The sequence below is a fragment of the Amycolatopsis sp. cmx-11-32 genome (assembly GCF_047608695.1).
GTDB lineage: Bacteria > Actinomycetota > Actinomycetes > Mycobacteriales > Pseudonocardiaceae > Amycolatopsis.
Genome location: NZ_JADNQN010000006.1, coordinates 303,888 through 323,284, shown reverse-complemented (window position 1 = coordinate 323,284; position 19,397 = coordinate 303,888). Strand labels below are relative to the sequence as shown.

The 19,397-nt window shown below is 69.2% G+C and carries 15 protein-coding genes; 5 read left to right on the top strand and 10 right to left on the bottom strand.

The window, feature by feature from the left end:
- Nucleotides 1-2 precede the first annotated feature (2 nt).
- Entirely contained in the window at nucleotides 3-467 is a 465-nt protein-coding gene (locus ACM6LR_RS21190; RefSeq protein ID WP_414937725.1) for a peroxiredoxin, read from the top strand.
- Here the strand turns inward: ACM6LR_RS21190 and ACM6LR_RS21185 are convergent.
- The 4 genes from ACM6LR_RS21185 to ACM6LR_RS21170 form a co-directional block, all read right to left on the bottom strand.
- Nucleotides 454-984 carry a GNAT family N-acetyltransferase gene (locus tag ACM6LR_RS21185; protein ID WP_414944355.1) on the bottom strand — a complete coding sequence of 177 codons (531 nt, stop codon included), beginning with the start codon at nucleotides 982-984 and terminating at the stop codon, nucleotides 454-456. The two genes, ACM6LR_RS21190 and ACM6LR_RS21185, sit on opposite strands and share 14 nt — an antisense overlap.
- Before the next feature lie 84 nt (nucleotides 985-1,068).
- Nucleotides 1,069-2,277, bottom strand: a complete 1,209-nt coding sequence (locus tag ACM6LR_RS21180; RefSeq protein WP_414944354.1) for an LCP family protein — start codon at nucleotides 2,275-2,277, stop codon at nucleotides 1,069-1,071.
- Between the two features lie 93 nt (nucleotides 2,278-2,370).
- Nucleotides 2,371-3,633: a class I SAM-dependent methyltransferase gene (locus tag ACM6LR_RS21175; protein WP_414944353.1), complete on the bottom strand. Its 1,263-nt coding sequence runs from the start codon at nucleotides 3,631-3,633 to the stop codon at nucleotides 2,371-2,373.
- A 23-nt stretch (nucleotides 3,634-3,656) separates the two neighbouring features.
- Nucleotides 3,657-4,352, bottom strand: coding sequence for an alpha/beta hydrolase (locus ACM6LR_RS21170; protein ID WP_414944352.1), 696 nt, complete (start codon nucleotides 4,350-4,352; stop codon nucleotides 3,657-3,659).
- 130 nt (nucleotides 4,353-4,482) lie between these two features.
- On the opposite strand from ACM6LR_RS21170, the gene ACM6LR_RS21165 reads away from it, so the two are divergent.
- Nucleotides 4,483-5,211 carry a sugar isomerase domain-containing protein gene (locus ACM6LR_RS21165; RefSeq protein ID WP_414937720.1) on the top strand — a complete coding sequence of 243 codons (729 nt, stop codon included), beginning with the start codon at nucleotides 4,483-4,485 and terminating at the stop codon, nucleotides 5,209-5,211.
- 247 nt (nucleotides 5,212-5,458) lie between these two features.
- Here the strand turns inward: ACM6LR_RS21165 and ACM6LR_RS21160 are convergent, their stop codons facing one another.
- Nucleotides 5,459-7,324 (bottom strand): ABC transporter ATP-binding protein, encoded by a 1,866-nt coding sequence (locus tag ACM6LR_RS21160; RefSeq protein ID WP_414937719.1) that lies wholly within the window; start codon nucleotides 7,322-7,324, stop codon nucleotides 5,459-5,461.
- 148 nt (nucleotides 7,325-7,472) lie between these two features.
- Between ACM6LR_RS21160 and ACM6LR_RS21155 the strand changes: the two genes are divergently transcribed.
- The gene (locus tag ACM6LR_RS21155) at nucleotides 7,473-8,768 is read left to right on the top strand and encodes a glycosyltransferase family 87 protein (RefSeq protein WP_414944351.1); all 1,296 of its coding nucleotides are present in this window, start codon (nucleotides 7,473-7,475) and stop codon (nucleotides 8,766-8,768) included.
- Here ACM6LR_RS21155 and ACM6LR_RS21150 read toward each other — a convergent pair whose 3' ends face one another.
- The 5 genes from ACM6LR_RS21150 to ACM6LR_RS21130 all read right to left on the bottom strand — a co-directional run bounded on the left by ACM6LR_RS21150 (nucleotide 8,769) and on the right by ACM6LR_RS21130 (nucleotide 16,469).
- Complete coding sequence (locus ACM6LR_RS21150; RefSeq protein ID WP_003071237.1) at nucleotides 8,769-8,978, bottom strand: helix-turn-helix domain-containing protein; 210 nt, start codon at nucleotides 8,976-8,978, stop codon at nucleotides 8,769-8,771.
- Nucleotides 8,979-9,156: 178 nt separating this feature from the next.
- Nucleotides 9,157-10,785, bottom strand: coding sequence for an ABC-F family ATP-binding cassette domain-containing protein (locus tag ACM6LR_RS21145; RefSeq protein WP_414937717.1), 1,629 nt, complete (start codon nucleotides 10,783-10,785; stop codon nucleotides 9,157-9,159).
- 142 nt (nucleotides 10,786-10,927) lie between these two features.
- Nucleotides 10,928-11,596, bottom strand: coding sequence for an acVLRF1 family peptidyl-tRNA hydrolase (locus ACM6LR_RS21140; RefSeq protein WP_414937716.1), 669 nt, complete (start codon nucleotides 11,594-11,596; stop codon nucleotides 10,928-10,930).
- Nucleotides 11,597-11,795: 199 nt separating this feature from the next.
- Nucleotides 11,796-14,669, bottom strand: coding sequence for a S8 family serine peptidase (locus ACM6LR_RS21135; protein ID WP_414937964.1), 2,874 nt, complete (start codon nucleotides 14,667-14,669; stop codon nucleotides 11,796-11,798).
- A gap of 237 nt (nucleotides 14,670-14,906) precedes the next feature.
- The gene (locus tag ACM6LR_RS21130; RefSeq protein WP_414937715.1) at nucleotides 14,907-16,469 is read right to left on the bottom strand and encodes a deoxyguanosinetriphosphate triphosphohydrolase family protein; all 1,563 of its coding nucleotides are present in this window, start codon (nucleotides 16,467-16,469) and stop codon (nucleotides 14,907-14,909) included.
- Between the two features lie 43 nt (nucleotides 16,470-16,512).
- Between ACM6LR_RS21130 and ACM6LR_RS21125 the strand changes: the two genes are divergently transcribed.
- Both ACM6LR_RS21125 and ACM6LR_RS21120 read left to right on the top strand, forming a co-directional pair.
- Nucleotides 16,513-17,640, top strand: a complete 1,128-nt coding sequence (locus ACM6LR_RS21125) for a lycopene cyclase family protein (protein WP_414937714.1) — start codon at nucleotides 16,513-16,515, stop codon at nucleotides 17,638-17,640.
- A 72-nt stretch (nucleotides 17,641-17,712) separates the two neighbouring features.
- Nucleotides 17,713-19,395 (top strand): GGDEF domain-containing protein, encoded by a 1,683-nt coding sequence (locus tag ACM6LR_RS21120; protein ID WP_414937713.1) that lies wholly within the window; start codon nucleotides 17,713-17,715, stop codon nucleotides 19,393-19,395.
- Nucleotides 19,396-19,397: the final 2 nt, after the last annotated feature.

Genomic DNA, 19,397 nt, shown 5'->3' with positions numbered 1-19,397 from the left:
CCATGGACCAAGGTGACATCGCCCCGGACTTCACCCTGCCCGACGACAAGGGTGCGGAGCGCACGCTGTCGGACTTCCTCTCGTCCGGCCCGGTCGTGCTGTTCTTCTACCCCGCCGCGATGACCACTGGCTGCACGGCGGAGAGCTGCCACTTCCGCGATCTCGCCGCGGAATTCGCCGAAGTCGGCGCGCACCGCGTCGGAATCAGCCCGGACGCCGTCGCCAAGCAGCAGGAGTTCTCGGCCAAACACGGTTTCGACTACCCGCTGCTGTCCGATGTGGACGGTGTGGTGGCCAGGCAGTTCGGCGTATGGCGCAAATTCAGCCCACTGCACGCCAAACGGCACACGTTCGTCATCGACACCGACCGCAAGGTGCTCGAAGTGATCAAGAGTGAACTGAAGTTCACCGTGCACGCCGACAAGGCGCTGGCGTCCTTGCGCGAGCGCAAGACTAAGGACGCTTGAGCCGCCAGACCCGGTGGACGCCCGCGCAGGCGGGGGCGAACGGCGGTTCGGCGGCCTCTTCGCCGATCATCGTGAACCCCAGTCGCGCGGGCACGGCGCCGCTCGCGACGTTCTTCTCGTCGTGCCGGATCTCGACCTCCGGCGCGCCGAGACGGAAGGCCTCGGCAATCAGCAGCCGCGCCGCTCTGGTCACGAAACCACGCCCGGTGTGGTGGCGGCCGAGCCAGTAGCCGATCTCGATCCTGCCCGGACGCGTCAGCATGCCGGTGCCGCCGACGACCTCACCTTCGGCGAAGATCGCGAAGTCGTAGGTCTTGCCTTCGGCCCAGTTGCGCGCCGCGCTCTCGAGGAACTCCTTGGCCTCGGGCTCGCCGTAGCCGCCGGTGGCCCAGATCATCCAGGCACCGAGGTGCGCGGCGGAGTCTCCCGCGACGGCCGCCAGGGTGTCGAGCTGTTCCGGCTTCCAGCGGCGCAGGACGATGACGTCGTCACTGAGGGTTTCCGCGGGGGCTTCCATCGGTCCATGGTGACTTACCGGCGCTGCGGGCGCCTCCCGTTTTCGCGCCGGTCTCGGACCATGAGAGACCGCTCCCCCAGGCGATCAGGTCAGGATCGCGCTGTCCGGGATCTCCGTGTCGTTCTTCAACGCGTCGAACAGCAGCTTCGACTTCGTCTTGTCCCAGTTCTCCGCCGACCCGCTCGTCACCGGGACCGTCGTGGTGACGACGCCGCCCGACGAGATCCCGCGCATCGCCAGCGCCAGACCCACCAGGTTGTGCACGTGGTCGCCCGAATCCATGGTCAGCGCGTCGGGCGCGGTCGACAGCAGCGGGAACAGCGAGAACGGGTTCAGCAGCGTGCCGGGGCTGCCGATCTCGCTGACCAGCGCGCCGATGAACTTCCGCTGGTTGGCGACGCGGTCGAGGTCCGACCGCGGGGTGGCCGCGCTGTGCCGCATGCGGACGAATCCGAGCGCCTGCGGGCCCTGGAGGTCCTGGCAGCCCGGCTCGATCTTGATCCCGGTGAGGGTGTCCTGCATCGGCTTCTCGACGCACATGTGGACGCCGCCGATCGCGTCGACGATCTTGGCGAATCCGCCGAAACCGATCTCGGCGTAGTGGTCGATCCGCAGGCCGGTGGCGCCTTCGACGGTCTGCGCGAGCAGCGCCGGGCCGCCGATCGAGAACGCGGCGTTGATCTTGTTCGTCCCGTGTCCGGGGATCTTCACCTGGGAGTCACGCGGCAGGCTCAGCAGGGTCGGCTTCGTGCTGTTGTCCGGGATGTGCGCGACCATGATGGTGTCGGTGCGCCTGCCACCGCCGGCGGCCTTGCTGTCGCCGGTGACCAGCTTCTCCTGCTCCTCGGGGGTCAACCCGTCCCGGCTGTCGGAGCCCACGATCAGCCAGTTGGTGCCCTCGGCCGCGGCGGGACGGCCGGAGTAGTCGGCCAGCGCGTCGACGCGGTTGATCGAGAACTCCAGGTACACCCACACGCCGGCGAGGAACACCACGAACACGGTCAGCAGCGTGAGCAGCACCTTGCCGAAGCCCAAGCGCTTACGTCGCCGCGGCGGGCGCGCACCGTCGGCGGGACGGCCGGGAGGGGGCTGCGGAGGGCCTGGACGGCGCGGAGGCGGGCCCGCGGGGCGCTGCTCGCCACGCGAACCCATCGGCCGCGTCCGCTCGTCGTACGGGCTGGTACCCCGGCCAGGCAGCGGCATCATCTGCGCCGGCTGGTGCTGTCTGGGGCGGCCGGACGGCGGCCGTTGTGGCGGCATCCGTCGCCCTCGGTCGTCGCCTCCATACGTCATGCCGAATCACCCGTCCCGATATCGCGTGTGGGCCCAGTCAACCGCAGACCCTAGGTGAAGGACGTACGGCACCCCGCATCGGTTGGGTGGCGTTCACCGTCCGTTTTCGGCGAATCCGAACTGGTGGACCTTGAGATATCCCGACCGGAACCCCGCCTCGGAGTAGGCCAGGTAGAACTCCCACATCCGCTTGAAGCCGTCGTCGAAGCCCAATTCGGTGATTTCGTCCCACCGCTGGGTGAACTTCTCCCGCCACAACCGCAACGTGTGGGCGTAGTCCTGGCCGAACTCGCGCACTCCTTGCAGTTTCAGCCGCGTGTGCTCCAGCATCCCTTGCTCGACCGAGGTGGTCGATGGGATGAGGCCGCCGGGGAAGACGTACTTGTGCACCCAGGTGTACGAACGGGCCGCGGCGAGCATGCGTTCGTGGTCCATGGTGATGGCCTGGAGCCCGAACCGGCCGCCCGGCTTCAGCCGCTTCCCGATGGTCTCGAAGAACGTCGGCCAGTACGACTCGCCGACGGCCTCGATCATCTCGACGCTCACCACGGCGTCGTACTCGCCGGTGGAGTCTCGGTAGTCGCACAGTTTCACGTCGACGCGGTCGGCGTAGCCCGCCGCCGCGACGCGCTCGGTCGCCAGCGCCGCCTGCTCCGCGGAAATGGTCAGTGACGTGACCTTCGCCCCACGCGCCGCCGCGCGGATCGAGAGTTCGCCCCAGCCCGTGCCGATCTCGAGCACCGTGCTGCCCTCGCGGACACCGGCGTAGTCGAGGACGCTGTCGATCTTGCGGTGCTGGGCGGTGGTGAGGTCGTCGTCCGGGCCGAACAACGCCGACGAATACATCATCGACGGGTCGAGGAACGCGCCGAACAGGTCGTTGGACAGGTCGTAGTGGCGGTGGATGTTCGCCCGCGACCCCTTGATGGTGTTCTCCTCGTCCGCCGGGTGACCGCGGTCGACGAACCGGCGGAATCGTTGCAGCAGCGGCGGAATGAGCGTCGCCATCCGCTCCGCGAACGGGGTCAGCACCTCGGCGAGCGCGTCACTGGTCCAGTCGCCGACCATGTAGGCCTCGCCGAAGCCGATCTTCGCGTCCACGCCGAGGCGGTGGAAGAAGGCCGCGGGACGGTTGACGCGCATCTCGGGCGCGTCCGGGCCGCCGGAGCCGAGCCAGGAACCGTCGGGCATCCGCACGCGGACGTTCAGCGGGCGCACGGCTTGCCGGAACAGCTGCTCGGCGATCCGCGCGCGAAAAGGCGAATGCGGCGGGGTGGCCAGGCCCGGCCACCGCGATTCGTCGGGTGTGGGCAGGCGGGACGTGCCCGCCGTCCGGTCGATACTCGATGTGGACATAAAGGTGCTTCCTCCAGCCCGGTCTAGACCGGGATCCGCAGCCGCTCGGAACTCGGCCGACCCCAGGCCGCGCTCAGCGTTTCGTCGTTTCCGCCGGCTTCGACCAGCTCAAGGGTGAAAGCCCGCACGAGACGGTTCCAGACGCGGGACCTCCGTAGCATCGCGTGCCCTTCACCATCGATTTCGAATCGCGCGGACCGCGATGTCACCTTCGCGGCGCGTTCCGCGAAAGCGTGTGAGGCCACCGGATCGGTCATCCGGTCCTTGGTCCCGTGCGCGATGAGCACGGCACGGCCTTCGACGGCGCCGACGGGTTCACCCGGTGGTGTCCACGGCGCCAGCCCGCACACCCCGATGACGGCGGGGTCGTCCGCGACGCGCAGCGCGACCCGCCCCCCCATCGAATGGCCGACGAGGATCACCGGCACGCCGGGGTGATCCACCTGGATTCGTTTCAAGGCCCAGCGCGCGTCGGCGATCGCGTCGGTACCGTGGTCGTTCCAGCCGTAGATCCGGTTGCGCAGGAGCCGCACCTCGACCCCGTGCTCCCGGCCCGCCCGGTGGATTTCCTTCGCCAGCGGAACCATCCGCTGATATGCCAGCCGCCACGGCGCCACACCGGCATGACTGTGCTCCGCACCGCCGTGCAGCACCACCACCACGGCTTTCACCTGGCCGCGTGCTCGCCAAGTCCGCACCGCGGGATCAGCCTCGCTCACCCTGGACCCTCCAGTCTCCGAAACCCGGCCGTAGCGAACGGGTCAACCTCGATCATGACCCGATGCATTCCACTCCTGCCATTGGTCCACGCGATACATTCGTCGCTGATCTCCAGACGGAAGGGCGGATGTGGTGAGCACCACCGAACGTTGTGCAGACGTCGCCGAGCGGCTCGCGAAGGCCGAACGGGGCAACGCGGAGCAGATCCGGAAGTCGGCCGAGCTGATACTGGGGGTCATCCGGGCCGACGCCCTGGTGTTCACCGCCGGGGCCGGGCATTCGCTGGCCGCGGTCGCCGAGACCTTCTACCGCGCGGGCGGGCTCGCCTGCGTGTACCCGGTGTACCACCCCGAACTGCTGCCGCTGCACGGCGCGCAGCACAGCACCAAGACCGAGCGCCGCTCCGGACTGGCCGAAGAGGTGCTGGCCGAACGCGCGCCGGGACCGGACGACCTGCTGGTGGTGTTCTCGACCTCGGGTGTCAATCCGTACCCGGTCGAACTGGCCGCCGGGGCGCGGGCACGCGGGGCGTCGGTCATCGCGGTGAGCTCGGCGGCGTCCGTGGCCGCGGCGCCGAAGCGCGCGGCGACGACGTTGATCGAAGAGGCCGGCATCGTACTGGACTCCCACGTCCGTCCCGGCGACTCGAGCTACCCGCCGGACGCGCCGCGGACCGCCCCACTGTCCACAGTGATCAACGCGTTCCTGTGGAACCTCGTTCTCGCCGAGGTCGTGGACCTCGGTGCGGCGCAGGGTGTCGACATCCCGCTGTGGCGCAGTTCCAACGTGGACGGTGGCGACGAGGCCAACGCCGCGCTGCTGGCCAAGTACAGCGCGCGGGTCCCCGCTCTCCGGTAGTCGCGACCCTTCCACGGTCGGATACCGACTGTTCGGTTTCCAGGAAGGTCGCGCTCATGGGACTTCCGAGATTCAGGGTGGCGGGACGATCCGCGGAAGATGACGCTGGTGAACGCGACCGCGTGCGGGCTGAAGGGGACTTTCCCCGCATGGCATGCGGGGAAAGCGTCCTTCACGTGGCAAGGCCCCCTTCCTTGCGTCTAGCGCATGGAAGGGGGCCTTCATGTACTTGGGGAGATGAAGGGGGTCACACCGCCGCAGGCTCCTCCGAGAACTGCGTCAGGTACAGAGTCGCGTAGCGCCCACCCCGACCGAGAAGCTCTTCGTGCGTCCCTCGCTCGACGATCTCCCCGTGTTCGACGACCAGGATCTGGTCCGCCGCCCGCACCGTCGACAGCCGGTGCGCGATGACCAGCGCGGTCCGCCCCTCGAGCGCGTCGGTCAGCGCCTCGCCGACGGCCGCTTCCGACTGCGAGTCCAGATGCGCCGTCGCCTCGTCGAGGACGACGACCCTCGGCTGCGCCAGCAGGAGCCGGGCGATGGTCAGCCGCTGCCGTTCGCCGCCGGAGAGCCGGTAGCCCCGCTCCCCCACCACGGTCTCCAGCCCGTCCGGCAGCTCCCGGATCAGCTCGGCGAGCCGGGCGCGGTCCAGCGCCGACCAGATCTCGGCGTCGGTGATACCGGGCCGCGAGTATTCGAGGTTCGCCCGGATCGTCTCGTGGAAGAGGTGCCCGTCCTGCGTCACCACACCGACGGTTTCCCGCAGTGAAGCGAAACTCAGCTCACGAACGTCCACATCGGACAGCCGGACGGAGCCGGCGTCGACGTCGTAGAGGCGCGGCAGCAGTGAGGCGATCGTCGACTTGCCCGCACCGGAAGAACCTACCAGCGCCACCATCTGCCCCGGTTCGGCACGAAAGCTGATGCCGTGCAGCACCTCCTCACCGCCCCGGTGGTCCAAAGTGGACACGTCCTCCAGTGACGCCAGCGAGTACCGGTCCGCCGCGGGGTAGCCGAACCGGACGTCGGAGAACTCCACCGCGACCGGGCCTTCCGGTAGTTCGCGCGGGGACGGTTTCTCTTCGATCATCGGCTTGAGATCGAGCACTTCGAAGACCCGCTCGAACGACACCAGGGCGGTCATCACGTCCACCCGGACGTTCGCCAGCGCGGTCAGCGGCGAGTACAGCCTGGTCAGCAGCAACGCCAGCGCCACGACGGTGCCCGGCGCGAGCGCCCCGGTCATGGCGAGGTATCCGCCCAATCCGTAGACCAGGGCCTGCGCCAGCGCGGAGACCGTGGTCAGACTGGTCAGGAACCAGCGCGTCAGCATCGCCGTCCGCACCCCGATGTCACGCACTCGCCCGGCCCGCGCGCCGAAGTCGCCCACTTCCCGCGCCGGGTCGCCGAAGAGCTTCACCAGCGTCGCGCCGGGCGCCGAGAACCGTTCGGTCATCTGCGTGGTCATCGACGCGTTGAGCTGCCCGGCCTCCCGCTGCAGCCCGGCCATCTTCCGGCCGAGCCGCCGCGTCGGCAGGATGAACACCGGCAGCAACACCAGCGCCAGGAGGGTGACCTGCCAGGACAGCGTCATCATGACCACCAGCGACAGCACCAGCTGGATCACGTTGGTGACCAAACCGGACAGTGTCGCGGTGAACGTCCGCTGCGCGCCGATGACGTCGTTGTTGAGCCTGCTCACCAGCGCGCCGGTGCGGGTGCGCGTGAAGAACGCGACCGGCATCCGCTGGACGTGCCGGTACACCGCGACCCGCAGGTCGAGGATGATCCCCTCACCGATCCTCGACGACTGCGCCCGTTCCGCCAGCCCGAGTCCGGCGTCGATCAGCGCCAGCGCGGCGATCACCACGGCCAGCCACACCACCAGCGAGACGTCGTGGCCGCCGACGATCGTGTCGACCACCTTCCCGGCCAGCACCGGCGTACTCACCGCCAGCACCGCCGAGACGACGGTGAGCGCCAGGAATATCAGCAGCCTTCGCCAGTGCGGCCTGGCGAACCTCGCGACGCGGCGGAGCGTCCCCTTGTGCAGCCCTTTCGGAACGTCGGCCGACTTCATCGCCGAGTTCATCAGCGTCCAGGTGTTGTCCATGGAATCCCTCTCCTCGCCCCCAGCAAACCTCGACATTGGTCGAGATTTTTCCCGGATACAACCAGCACCAACACCGAAGGACACCGGATCCTTCCCGATTCCCGCGTCCTCTTTCCGGTGGAAATCGCCGCGTCGGTAACCTGAGCCGGTGACCAAGGACTCGCGACAGCTGACCATCGACCTGGTCTTCTACGCCGGCTGCCTGCTCTTCGCGGGAATCAACACAGCCGTCGCGGAGTTCTACGGATACCGCGTGTGGGCCAATTTCGCTGTCGCAGGTTACGGCCTCGCCGTGGTCCACACCAGCTGGCTGATGATCGCCGCCCGGCGCGGCAAGCCCCTCTCCGGCGCGCTCGGCTCGCGGTGGATCGGTATCGGCGTCATCGGCTTGTTCGCCATGATCCTTCCGTTGGGAATGCTCGTCATTCGCCGTCTGACCGGAACGGACTGGCTCATCACCCCGAACTCGTGGGCCGCTCAGCCCGAGGTCTGGGTGATCGAACGGTCGGCGAAACTCCTCCTGGAAAACGGAACCCCGTACGTCGACGTCACCGCGCTCGGACGCGCGGTGGAAGTAAACGATTACACACCATACGGTCCGGTAATGACCGTCTTCGGCCTGCCGCGAGCCTTGTTCGGCGGCGGACCGGTCGCCGACGCCCTCACCGACGCACGTTGGATGTTCGCACTGGCGGCCGTCGCGTGTGTCCTGCTGACACTGCGGCTGCTGAAGTGGCCGAAAATCCCGGTGAGCGCGGCACAACTCGCGCTCGCGTGCCCGTTGACCGCGCTGACCTGGGCCGTCGCCGGCCCGGATCTGGCCATCGTCGGCCTGCTGGTGCTTTCCGTCGCACTGGCCACGACCGGCCGCACGGTCTTGTCGGGTCCCGTGCTGGCACTGGTGATCAGCGCGAAACTCATCGTCGCGCCCGCGGCGGTGGTGCTGGGTGTCCTCCTGCTCACGCGGCGTGGCCCTCGCGCACTGGGCGGATATTCCGTGGCACTCGTGGTGACGACCGCCGTCCTGCACGTACCGGTGTATCTCGTGGACCCGAAAGCGTTCATCGAGCACGTCTTTCGGTTCCCGCTGGGAATGGGCGTGATCGAGTCACCGGCGGCGAGCCCGTTACCGGGGCATCTCATCGCCTCGTTCGGCCCTGTCGGCACGGCGGTTTCCTTCGCCCTGCTGGGGCTCGCGGCGGTCGCGATCCTGGTCTGGCTGGTGCGCCGTCCCCCCGCGACCGGTTCGGACGCACTCTTGCGTATCGCCGTCGGGCTCGGCGCGCTGATCCTGCTCACTCCCGCGACCAGGTACGGCTACCTGGTGTATCCGCTGGTCCTGCTTGGCGCCAGGCTGATCTTCGCCTCCAGCGAATCCCGCGAAACAGCGGTCCCCGGAAAGGGAACTGCGCCCCCCGCGCAGCAGTCCGCTACTTCTTCGTAGCTACTTCTTCTTGACCCTGGTGGCACCGCCACGGCCACGCAGCTGGACACCGGACTCCGAGAGGACCCGGTGCACGAACCCGTACGAGCGACCCGTGGACTCCGCGAGGGCGCGGATGCTCGAGCCCTTCTCGTATTTCTTCTTCAGGTCAGCGGCCAGCTTGTCACGCGTGTTGCCGGTGATCCGCGCGCCTTTCTTGAGATCAGCCACGTCGATCGCCTTCCCGCCGAGAGTGTTCTGGGCCACATTGCGGCCCCTGTCGCCGCAATGATCGAACACTGAGCGCCGGAATGCCAGACGACGAGCGCAAAACTGCTGAAACCGCGATCACATTGGGCCATTTCAGTGGCCGGATGGCATCGATCAAGCACCCGAACGGACGCAGAGCTCACGCAAGCTGGACAAGTTCCAGATAATCGGCGGACCAATGGTCCTCGGTTCCATCCGGCAGCAGGATCACGCGTTCCGGCTCCAGCGCCTCGACCGCGCCAGGGTCGTGCGTCACCAGGACGACGGCTCCGGCGAAGCTGCGTAAAGCGTCCAGGACCTGGGCACGGCTGGCCGGGTCCAGGTTGTTCGTCGGCTCGTCGAGCAGCAAAACGTTGGCAGCGCTGGACACCAGACCGGCCAGGGCGAGCCTGGTCTTCTCGCCGCCGGAAAGCGTGCCTGCGGTCTGATCGAGCTGCTCGCCGGTGAAGAGGAACGACCCGAGAAGGTTCCGCAACTCCTGCGCGCCCGTGTCCGGCGCGAGGTGCCGGATATTTTCCCACACGGAAGCATCGTGGTCGAGCGTTTCATGTTCCTGTGCGTAATAGCCCAAACGCAATCCGTGACCCGGAATGGTCTCGCCGGTATCCGGAGTTTCCATTCCGCCGAGTAGCCGGAGCAAAGTCGTCTTTCCGGCACCGTTCAATCCGAGTACGACGACCTTCGAACCGCGATCGATCGCGAGATCGACCCCGGTGAAGATCTCGAGCGAACCGTAGGACTTCGAGAGCCCCTCCGCGGTGAGCGGGGTCCGGCCGCACGGGGCGGGCTCGGGGAACTTGATCCTGGCGACCTTGTCGGCCTGACGGGTGTCGTCGAGCGCGGAGAGCATCTGCTCGGCGCGGCGGGCCATGTTCTTGGCGGCCACCGCTTTCGTCGCCTTCGCACCGAGTTTCGCGGCCTGCTGCTGCAGCGTGGCCGCCTTCTTCTCGGCGTTCGCACGCTCGCGGCGGCGGCGCTTCTCGTCGGTGGCCCGCGCGTCGAGGTAGCGCTGCCAGCCCATGTTGTACAGGTCCAGCTCGCTGCGGGTCGCGTCGAGGAACCACACCTTGTTGACCACGTCGCCGAGCAGTTCGACGTCGTGGCTGATCACCACGAGACCACCGTCGTGCTGCTTCAGGAAGCCGCGCAGCCAGTTGATGGAGTCGGCGTCGAGGTGGTTGGTGGGCTCGTCGAGCAGGAGGATCGTCTCGGATTTGCCGCCGGCGCCCGCCTCGGCCGCGGCGAACAGGATCCTGGCCAGCTCCACGCGGCGGCGCTGTCCACCCGAGAGGGTCTGCAGCGTCTGCGTGAGCACGCGGTCGGCGAGGCCGAGGTTGGAGCAGATCCGCGCGGCCTCGCTTTCGGCGGCGTAGCCACCGAGTGAGGCGAACCGCTCTTCGAGGCGGCTGTAGCGGTTGATCGCCTTGTCGCGCTCCTTGTCGTCCGCCAGCTCCGACATCGCGGTCTGCGCCTTTTCCATGTTGCGCATCAACGAGTCGAGGCCGCGGGCGGAGAGCACCCGGTCTTTCGCGGTGACGGACAGGTCGCCCTCACGTGGATCCTGCGGCAGGTAGCCGAGCGCGCTGCTGCGGCGGACCTCGCCGGCGTGCGGCTCACCCTCCCCCGCCAGCACCTTGAGCGAGGTGGTCTTGCCGGCGCCGTTACGGCCGACCAGGCCGATGCGGTCGCCCTGCTGGATGCGGACGTTGGTTTCGTCGAGCAGAATGCGCGAGCCCGCGCGCAGCTGCAGGCCAGAGGCCGTGATCACGGGAACTCCCGGTGAAAGGGGTGGATGAGTGGACAGCTTCGACTCGCCTGCCGACGGCAGGCGAGGAGCTCACTCCAAGAGGATGTCCACGCGATCAGTGTACGGGCCGCTGTCGAGCGATTTTATCCGACCGTGCCCGACGTCACGGCCCGGAGAGGGTGATTTCGACCGCGACCGCGCGTTCGGCGGCGTCGTCGAGCACCGTGCGGCGTGGTTCGGCGATGTCGAGGACGCGGAGTTCCGCACGAGCGAACAACGGCGCCAGCCGTCGGTCCTCGCGCAGTGTTTCCAGTGCCCGGCGGTCACCTCCGAGCACGACAGCGTCCACTTCGGACAGTTGCGGGACGAGTACTTCGAACGCGTCCTCGGCGGCGGAACGAAGTGCGACACGCGCCTGCCCCTCCCGGCGCCGCGCGAACCGCTGCTGCGACCAGCCGCCCGCCGCGGACCGGCCCTGCACGAGATGCCGGTCCGTTCTGGACTGGACGATCACTCCCCCGCGCGCGATCCCGACGCTGTGCCCGCCGCGGCGCACCAGCAGGAGCGCGATCCTCCGCGACATCAGCGCGTGCTCGACGAGCGGGGTGATGGCCAGCCCGTCCACGGTTCCTTCCGCGTCCAGCGGTCCGAAAGGGACGGTCGCGACGGCGGCGACTCCGTTGTCCGCGGTGACCGTGACGGTGTCGGGGCTCAGTTCGGTCTCGCGGACGCCTTCGTTGCGGACGGCGAAGCGGGCGTACCAGCCTTCGAGGCGGTCCGGGGCGACTTCGACCGCCCTGCCGCCGCCGGCTACCTGCCGCTCCTTCGCCATGTGCTCAATTTACGTGAAGGACCCTGTCCTGTACCTAGGCGCAAGCAAGGGAGCCTTCAAGTACTTGCCGAGCAGGTGGCAAGTCCGTGAGGGCCTCCTTGAGGGACTCTGGGTCCCTTAAGGAGGCCTTCACGGACTTCAGGATGGGCGCTGGTGTCACAGGCGCATTAGGGTGACGCCCCACAAGCGCGTGTAAGGGCTAGACCGGCTTCACCGGACCACGCCCGACCGACTTCCCGACGTTCGCGGGCCGCTCAGCCACCCCGGGCTGCACGAAACCGTTGACGTGCAAGGAAATCGAGCGGATCGAGCCGGTGTCGCCACCGGCGACGTCCACCGCGGTGAACTTCCAGACCCCGTCGGCCGCCGTACCGGTGGTCAGGCCGCCGAGCGGCTGTACCGGCTTGTAGGTACCGGTGAACGGAGCGCTCGCCGCGGGCGCCGAGCTGAACAGAGCGGCCGCGGTGTCGGCGAAGACGACCTGGCACAGGTTGTTACCCGAGCCGCCGCCGCGCTGGAACACGGTCACCTTGGCGCCCGAAGGCGAGGTCAGCGTGCCGACCAGGTCACCGGCGTACGAGTGGTTGATGCCCACCGTCGTCGACGTCTGGTCGGTGTCGCACGTGGCCCCGTCCACCGAGAACGTCAGCTTCGACGCGCGCCCGACACCGCTGACCGTGATCGGCACGGTCACGCCGGTCGGGTCGCTGTCCGGGATGGCAACGGCGTCACCGGCGTAGGCGAAGTTCCGCGTCACCGGCGACGGGGTGCCGACCGGCAGCGAGAACGTCGACGTGGTCGGCGAGAACGAACCGGCGAACGTCACCCTGGCGTTCAGCACCACCGGAACACCCAGTTCCTGCGTGGCGGGAACGGTGATGGTGAAGTCGTTCACGCCGGTCTGGCCGGGGCTGATCGTGCCGTACGACTTCGCCCGCGGTGCCACCGTGACACCGGGGGTCGGGCTGGTGAGCACGACGCTGGTCGAGTTCGCGGTGCCGTCGCCGCGGTTGGTCACCGGCAGGGTCACCTTGGCGGTGTCACCCGGGTCGAGTGCGGAACCCCCGTCGGCAGGGGTGACCGTCGGCCGGCCCGCGGTCGCGAGCGGCTGCGGGCTGGCACCGGTGTAGGCGAGCACCTTGTCGGCGAGGATGACCCCGGCGCCGCTGGAGTTGTCGCGGCCGGGGGTCAGGATGTCGACGGCGGTGTTGATCAGCGCCTCGCGCACGTCGGCCGGGGGCAGCCCCGGGTTACCCGAGAGCACCAGGCCCGCGATCGCGGCGGCGTGCGGCGCGGCGGCCGACGTGCCGTAGAACGTGGTGAAGCCGGTGACACTGGTGGAGACACCGTCGGCCGCGGTGATATCCGGCTTGGCGCGGACCTCACCTCCGGTCCCGGACACGTTGCCCGGGGTGATCGGGGTGCCGTCGGCCTGGTAGAACATCCGCCGCGGACCGTCCGATGTGAACCGTTCGACCTTCGTGGTGGCGCCGAAAGCGCCGGGGAACGGGCCCGTCGGGTTGGCCGGGTCTCCCGGTTCGAGTGCACGCGGGAACGCCTTGGCCGCCGGGGCCGCCGCGACGCTGAACGCGTCCCGAGCGGCCGAGTGGCCCACGGTCACGCCGGGGCTGGTGTAGGCCTTCAGGCCGTCGGCCGAATCGGTGAACCGGCCGCGCAGCGCGGACAGCGACAGGTAGCGGCCCTCACCGGAGAACTTGACGATGGCCAGCCGGAGCCCGGCCGCACCGGTGGTGTCCACCCGCTCGTAGGCGTCCTGGGTCCCGGTCTGGTTGTCCTGGCTGAAGTCCACGACGTTGCCGGCCGCGTTCAGCAGGTACAGGTCGTAGTCGTTGTTCGAACGGCCCAGCGGGTCCGACCAGAACAGCGTGACCGGCACGGCGCCGGACGCGTTCGAGATCGGCTCGAAGATCTGGTTGCCCGCGGCGCCGGCGAAGTTGTGCGCGGTGCCGGCGAACTTGCCGACGCCCTTGCCGGAGTCGACGAAGTCGCCTTCCCAGTGGCCCGAGGTGCCGTCGGCGACGTTGCCCTCGTTACCGGCCGAGGAGAAGTACAGCGCGCCGTTGGCGGTCACGTCGTTCACGGCCTGGGCGATGATCCAGTCCTGGAACGGCGATTCCTTGAAGTACAGGACGTCGTCGACGATGACGTCGCAGTGCGCGTCGAAGCGCAGCTTGCGGATGTTGTCGGCGAAACTGGCGTCGGAGTTGAACGCGCTGGCGAAACCGAGCGACGCGTTCGGCGCGAGATCGTGGATGATCTCGAGCATCGCGGTGCCTTCGTCGCCGTCACCCTCCTGTCCGGGGATCACGTCGACGCCCGCCGGGAGTTCGCCGCGCGCCTGCGAGGTCGCGAGCGAGTCGATACCGTCGGACAGCGCGCAGATCTTGGTGCCCACCCCGGTGACGCCGAACTGCTGGCGCGCGGTGTCGACGTTGTGCGCGCGGTCCCCTTCACTGTTGATCGGCCCGGCGGCGGTGCCGACCTGCCCCTTGGCCTCGACGGCCTTCTTCAGCTCTGCCGCGATCCGGTCGGCCTTCTCCTGTTTGCTCTCCCGCCTGCCCGCGACGGCGGGTTCGGCGAGCTGGCGGGCGGTGAACGCCTCGTTGGCGGTTTCGACCTTCTTGACGTCGGCGCGGCCCGCGATCGCCGGAACCGCGTTCAGCGGCACCTCGGCGCGGACACTTCCGTAACGTTCGGAGACCGCGCGAATCCCCGCACCGGATTCACGGAGGCCCTTCAGGAGTCCTTCCGAGACCTGGCCCCGGATGTCCACGAGTACGGTGCCGGCCGCGGAGACCTTCGCCCCAGACCCCAGTGCGGGAACCGCGGAGGCCGACATACGCTGAGCGCGGAGTTTCTGTTCGACGAGCAATCGGCTGTCCACTTTGGACTCACCGGTGCTCTGACTCTTTTTGATCGACTGCAGGGCCTCGATCTGCCGGACGGTGTTCTCCGAGAACGCGTCCGGGGACTGGCCGGTTTCCGCCGCCGCGACGGGCGGGCCGACCAGGCCGAGCGCGGTGACGAGCACCGCGCTGCCCGCGGTCAGGATCGTTCTTCTTCTTCTACTAGAACGGGTTGGACGCACGTGCGCCTCCGATTTCTGGGCGCGTGCCCCGACTCACGCTGACCAATACCGGCGATCACCGGCTGGATCAAGCTAAGTACCGCGCGTGCACCGTTGGCAGAGGCCGTTCGAGTGACGTCAGAATGGGATTTTCCGTTTTCGGCCGCAGAACGTAGGCCGAACAGCGTAATCGCATGGTCACGGTGCACTGGGGGACCGGCCTCAAAGGACGAAAGAGTCCGACCAAGGCTGCGAGGCACGGCCGGACAAGCCGTCCAAAAGGGTCACCGCCTGTTTGTCCGTCAGCGACGCCACGAAGTCGACCACCGCCCGCCCGCGCGCGAGCCCGCGCAGGGCGTCGGCACCGGTGACCGGCTCCCCGGTCGCTCCGACGAGCAGCTCCGGCGCCGTCCGCGCGAGGTCGTTGAATTCCGACCGCGCCAGCTCCACCAGATCGTGCAGCCGCCGCGGGAGCCGGTAGAACTCGTCACGGTCGAGCAGCCAAGCGTCGAGCGCGTCGACCAGCGTGGTCACCAGGCTCGCCTGTCCGCGCTGGTGCAGCGCCAGTTCCGGACGCAGCAGCACGAACCGGCGGTGCACGAATTTCAGCACCTGCACCTCGTGCCACTGCGCGGGCCGCAGCGTGAGATGGCCTGTCCTGGTCGAAGGTGACGGCACCACCTGTACGCCGTCGACGAGCCGCGCGGTCCACTTCGAGGAGAAGGCGGCGGTGGCCTGCTCGGCCTCGATGGAACCGTCGAACCCGGTGGCGAGCAGGCCGTCGACGAGTTCGGCGCGGACACGGGCGACGGCGCTGGTGAAGGCGTCGTCGTCGACGATCCAGCCGTCCTTGGCGTGCATCCGGCGGCGCAGCCGTTCCAGCGAACGCCCCGGGAGCCGCCGTTCGGCGGTCAGTGTCGTGTCGTCCAGCCCGGCCAGGTCCACCGCGTGGTCGACCCAGCCGCTGAACTCGGCCGCGACCGGCGCGTGCTGCAGGACGCCGATCCGGTGGAAGTCCTGGAGGTCGTGGATGGCGTACGCGATGTCGTCGGCAGTGTCCATCACGGACGCTTCGACGGTCTGCTGCCACGGCTCGATACGCCCCTCGAAGGGCACTCGCGCCTGAGTGAAGTCGTCGAGTTCGGTGCTGTAGGCGGAGAACTTGCTCGCGCCGGTGCCGGGGGCGTCGGCCGGTTCTGCCGCGCCACGCGGCTGGACGTCCATCGACGTCGGATGCGGATCGGGGACGTGCAGCCGCGCCCACGGGTACTTCAGCACCGCGGCACGTACCGCCGTGGTGAGGTCGAGCCCGGACGCGGACGGCCCGCGGACGTCGGTCGTCGTGATGATCCGGAACGACTGCGCGTTGCCTTCGAAGCCGTCGGCGAGGCCGAACCGGTGCCGGGCGATCCGATCGAGGGTCTGTTCCCCCAGGTGCCCGAACGGCGGATGCCCCAGATCGTGCGCGAGCGCGGCGGCCTCGGCGACGTCCGGGTCGCAGCCGCCCAGTTTCGCGGCGAGTTCGGCGGAATCGCTGCTCGCGTTGATCCGCTCGGCGATCGCGCGCGCGACCTGCGCGACCTTGAGGCTGTGCGTGAGCCGGTTGTGCAGCAGCCCGGCGCCCCCGGCGCTCACCACCTGGGTCACCCCGCCGAGCCGGGCGAAGAACGGCGACGCCGCGATCCGGTCCCGGTCGATCCGGAACGGGCTCGTGGCGAGATCGCTGAACCCGGCGCTCTCGCTCTCCGGGTCTCGCCGCCACGTCCTCGGATCCGTCTGTTCCATGCGTCACACCGTATCCGTCGCGGTGCCGTGATGAGATGCCCAGGTGGCGGACGTGGTGATCGCGGGCGGCGGCCCGGCCGGGCGGGCCCTCGCGCGTGCCTGCGCGAGACGCGGACTGGCGACGACCCTGGTCGACCCGGCTCCGGGCAGGCGCTGGCCGGCGACCTACGGGCTGTGGGCCGACGAGCTGCCGGCGTTGCCCGCGAGCGCCGTCGCCTGCGCGCCTTCGACGACGCTCGCCTTCGGAACCGGACCGCATGTCCTCGATCGGCGGTACCTCGTGGTGGACAACGCCGGTCTGCGCGACTGGCTGACCGGCGGCTATGACGTCGCCGCCGGGACGGTGTCCGGAGTCGATCACGGCAAACACGGAACATCGGTGCGCCTCGAGGACGGGCGGGTCCTCGCGGCAGGTCTGTACTTCGACGCCACGGGTGCCCGGCCCCGGGGAAACCGGTACGAACAGACTGCGTTCGGCGCCGTCCTTCCCGCCGAGGACGCACTAAGACTGGTCGACAGCCCGGACACCGCCGTGTTCATGGACTGGCGCGGCAGCGAACAGGCCTTCCTGTACGTGCTGCCGCTCGGCGACGGCACCGTCCTGGTCGAGGAAACCTCGCTGGCCCGCAGGCCCGGCCTGCCGCTGGACGTACTGGCGGCGCGGCTGCGAGCCCGCCTGACGGACGCCGGGCTGACGTCGCGCGGGCGCGAAGAGCGCGTCCGGATCGTGCTCGATGTGCCGTCGCCCCGGCGCGGCCGGACGGTGCCGTTCGGGGCGGCCGCCGGGCTGGTGCATCCGGCGACCGGGTACAGCGTGGCGACGTCGGTGCGGCTCGCGGATCCGGTCGCCGACGCCGTAGCCCAGGCCTGGGAGCGAGGGCCCGCGGAAGCCGCGTCGGCCGCTCACCGCGCGCTGTGGCCGTCCTCGGCCCGCACCGTGCACGGGTTGCGGCGGCACGGACTGCGGGCGTTGTGCGGGATGCCGCCCGAACTGGTCCCGGCGTTCTTCGAGCTGTTCTTCACCCTGCCCACCGGACTCCAACGGGCTTTCACGTCCGGTAGCGAAGACGTTTCGGGTACCGCCGAAGCGATGTCGGCACTTTTCCGAATAGCGCCATGGCAAGTAAGAAAACACCTGATCGGGTGGCGTGCACTACGCCGTTCTAGGTAACCCTGGTGCCTGCACGATGAACATCAGTCGACACGTGTTTCGTTTCGTGACATCTCCAGCGAACATTCGCTTGTGACGTTGCAGATCGCGGTCCGCTTCGCTTACCAGCCGTTGTACAGCCTGCACACCGGTGGCGTCGTCGCGTTCGAAGCCCTGGCACGGCCGGGCCGCGGCACCGCCCACGAACTGCTCGCCGACGCCCGGCGCAGCGGCAGGCTGGCCGAGGTCGACATCGGCCTGGCCGCCGAAGCCGTCCGGCAGCAGAACGAGCCGCAGACCACACTCCCACTGCACCTGAACCTGTCCGCGCGGACGCTGGCCGCGCCGCCGTCGAGGTTCGAGCCGCTGACCGACGCGCTCGGGCTGTCCGGCCGCCGGACCAGGGACGTCGTGCTGGAGATCGGGCCGCCCTTCTCCCAGGTCCCCGCCGACCAGCTGCTCAGCGGAATGCGGCGGCTCACCGAACTCGGCTTCCGGCTCGCGCTCGACGGCCTCGGCCGTGGCGACCTCCCGCTCACGCTGCTCGCCTCCGCTCCGATCGACCTGGTGAAACTGGACCGCAGCGTGCTGCGCGGCCTGCCGCACGACCCGGCCGCCGTCGCGGTGGTCGAGTCGGTGCTGCATTTCGCGTCGCGCACCGACAACCGGCTGGTCGCCACCGGGCTCGAAACCACCGAGCAGCTGGAGTCCGCACGCAAACTCGGCGTGCGGATCGCGCAGGGCAACCTGCTCGCCCCGCCGGACGGCGACCACGCGCCGCTGCCCGCTCCGGACGCGCCAGGCCCGTTCATCCCCGGCACCGCCCGCGCGCGCCGAGTCGGCGACTTCCTCCGGCCCGCGACCACCCTGCCGGAGGACGCGACCTGCGACGACGTGCGCGAGGTGCTGGCCGCCTCCGACGGGCCGAGCGGCATCGTCGGCATCGACGACCGGCACCGTCCACAGTGGTCGATCGACCGGACGCGGTTCCTGGTCGCGGTGACCGGGTTGTACGGCCACGCCCTGCACGCCAAACGGCCCGCGTCACGGCTCGCCGACCAGCCGCACACGATCCACGCCGACGCGAGCGCGCTGGAGTTCCTCGAACTGGTCACCGACGCGGACTGGAGCCGGACCGGTGACGACGTCGTGGTGGTCGACGACCGCGGGCGCTGCCTCGGGGTGGTGCTGGTGAACGAGGTCGTCCGCGGGGTCGCGGAGGCGAAGGTCGAAGAGGCCGTCTCCCTCAGCCCGCTGACGCGGCTGCCCGGCAGCGACGCCGTCGCCAGGGACGTCGACCGCCGGATCAACGCGCGGGAACCGTTCGTCGCGGCCTGGCTGGACGTCGACTCGTTCAAGACGGTCAACGACACGGCGGGGTTCGCCGCGGGCGACGACCTGATCCGCACGCTCGGCCGGACGCTCACCGACCTGGAGTCCCGGCTGCGCCGGATGCGCGTCAGCCACGTCGGCGGGGACGACTTCCTGATCGCCTGCGACGTCGACGAGATCGGCACGGTCGCCGCCGCGCTGCTGGACACGCCGTGGTCGGCGGACGGGCTGCCGGTGACGGTGTCGCTCGCGACCCTGGTGTGCGGCAACGGCGCGATCCGGTCCTACAAGGACGCTTCTCGGCTCTTGGCGCCGTTGAAGAAGCGCGCCAAGGAGGTTCCCGGGTCGAGCTGGGTGCTCGGGCGGCCGGGCTCGGAGCGCGTCGAGGTGCTGCGCGGGATCACGACGCGAGGTCTCCCCGCCCAACGCGCCGCCGGCTTCTGACC

Excerpts from the sequence above, each read along its gene's own strand:
- ACM6LR_RS21190 (WP_414937725.1), top strand. The coding sequence starts at position 3 with ATGGACCAAGGTGACATCGCCCCGGACTTCACCCTGCCCGACGACAAG.
- ACM6LR_RS21185 (WP_414944355.1), bottom strand. The coding sequence starts at position 984 with ATGGAAGCCCCCGCGGAAACCCTCAGTGACGACGTCATCGTCCTGCGC.
- ACM6LR_RS21180 (WP_414944354.1), bottom strand. The coding sequence starts at position 2,277 with ATGACGTATGGAGGCGACGACCGAGGGCGACGGATGCCGCCACAACGG.
- ACM6LR_RS21175 (WP_414944353.1), bottom strand. The coding sequence starts at position 3,633 with ATGTCCACATCGAGTATCGACCGGACGGCGGGCACGTCCCGCCTGCCC.
- ACM6LR_RS21160 (WP_414937719.1), bottom strand. The coding sequence starts at position 7,324 with ATGGACAACACCTGGACGCTGATGAACTCGGCGATGAAGTCGGCCGAC.
- ACM6LR_RS21140 (WP_414937716.1), bottom strand. The coding sequence starts at position 11,596 with ATGGCGAAGGAGCGGCAGGTAGCCGGCGGCGGCAGGGCGGTCGAAGTC.
- ACM6LR_RS21130 (WP_414937715.1), bottom strand. The coding sequence starts at position 16,469 with ATGGAACAGACGGATCCGAGGACGTGGCGGCGAGACCCGGAGAGCGAG.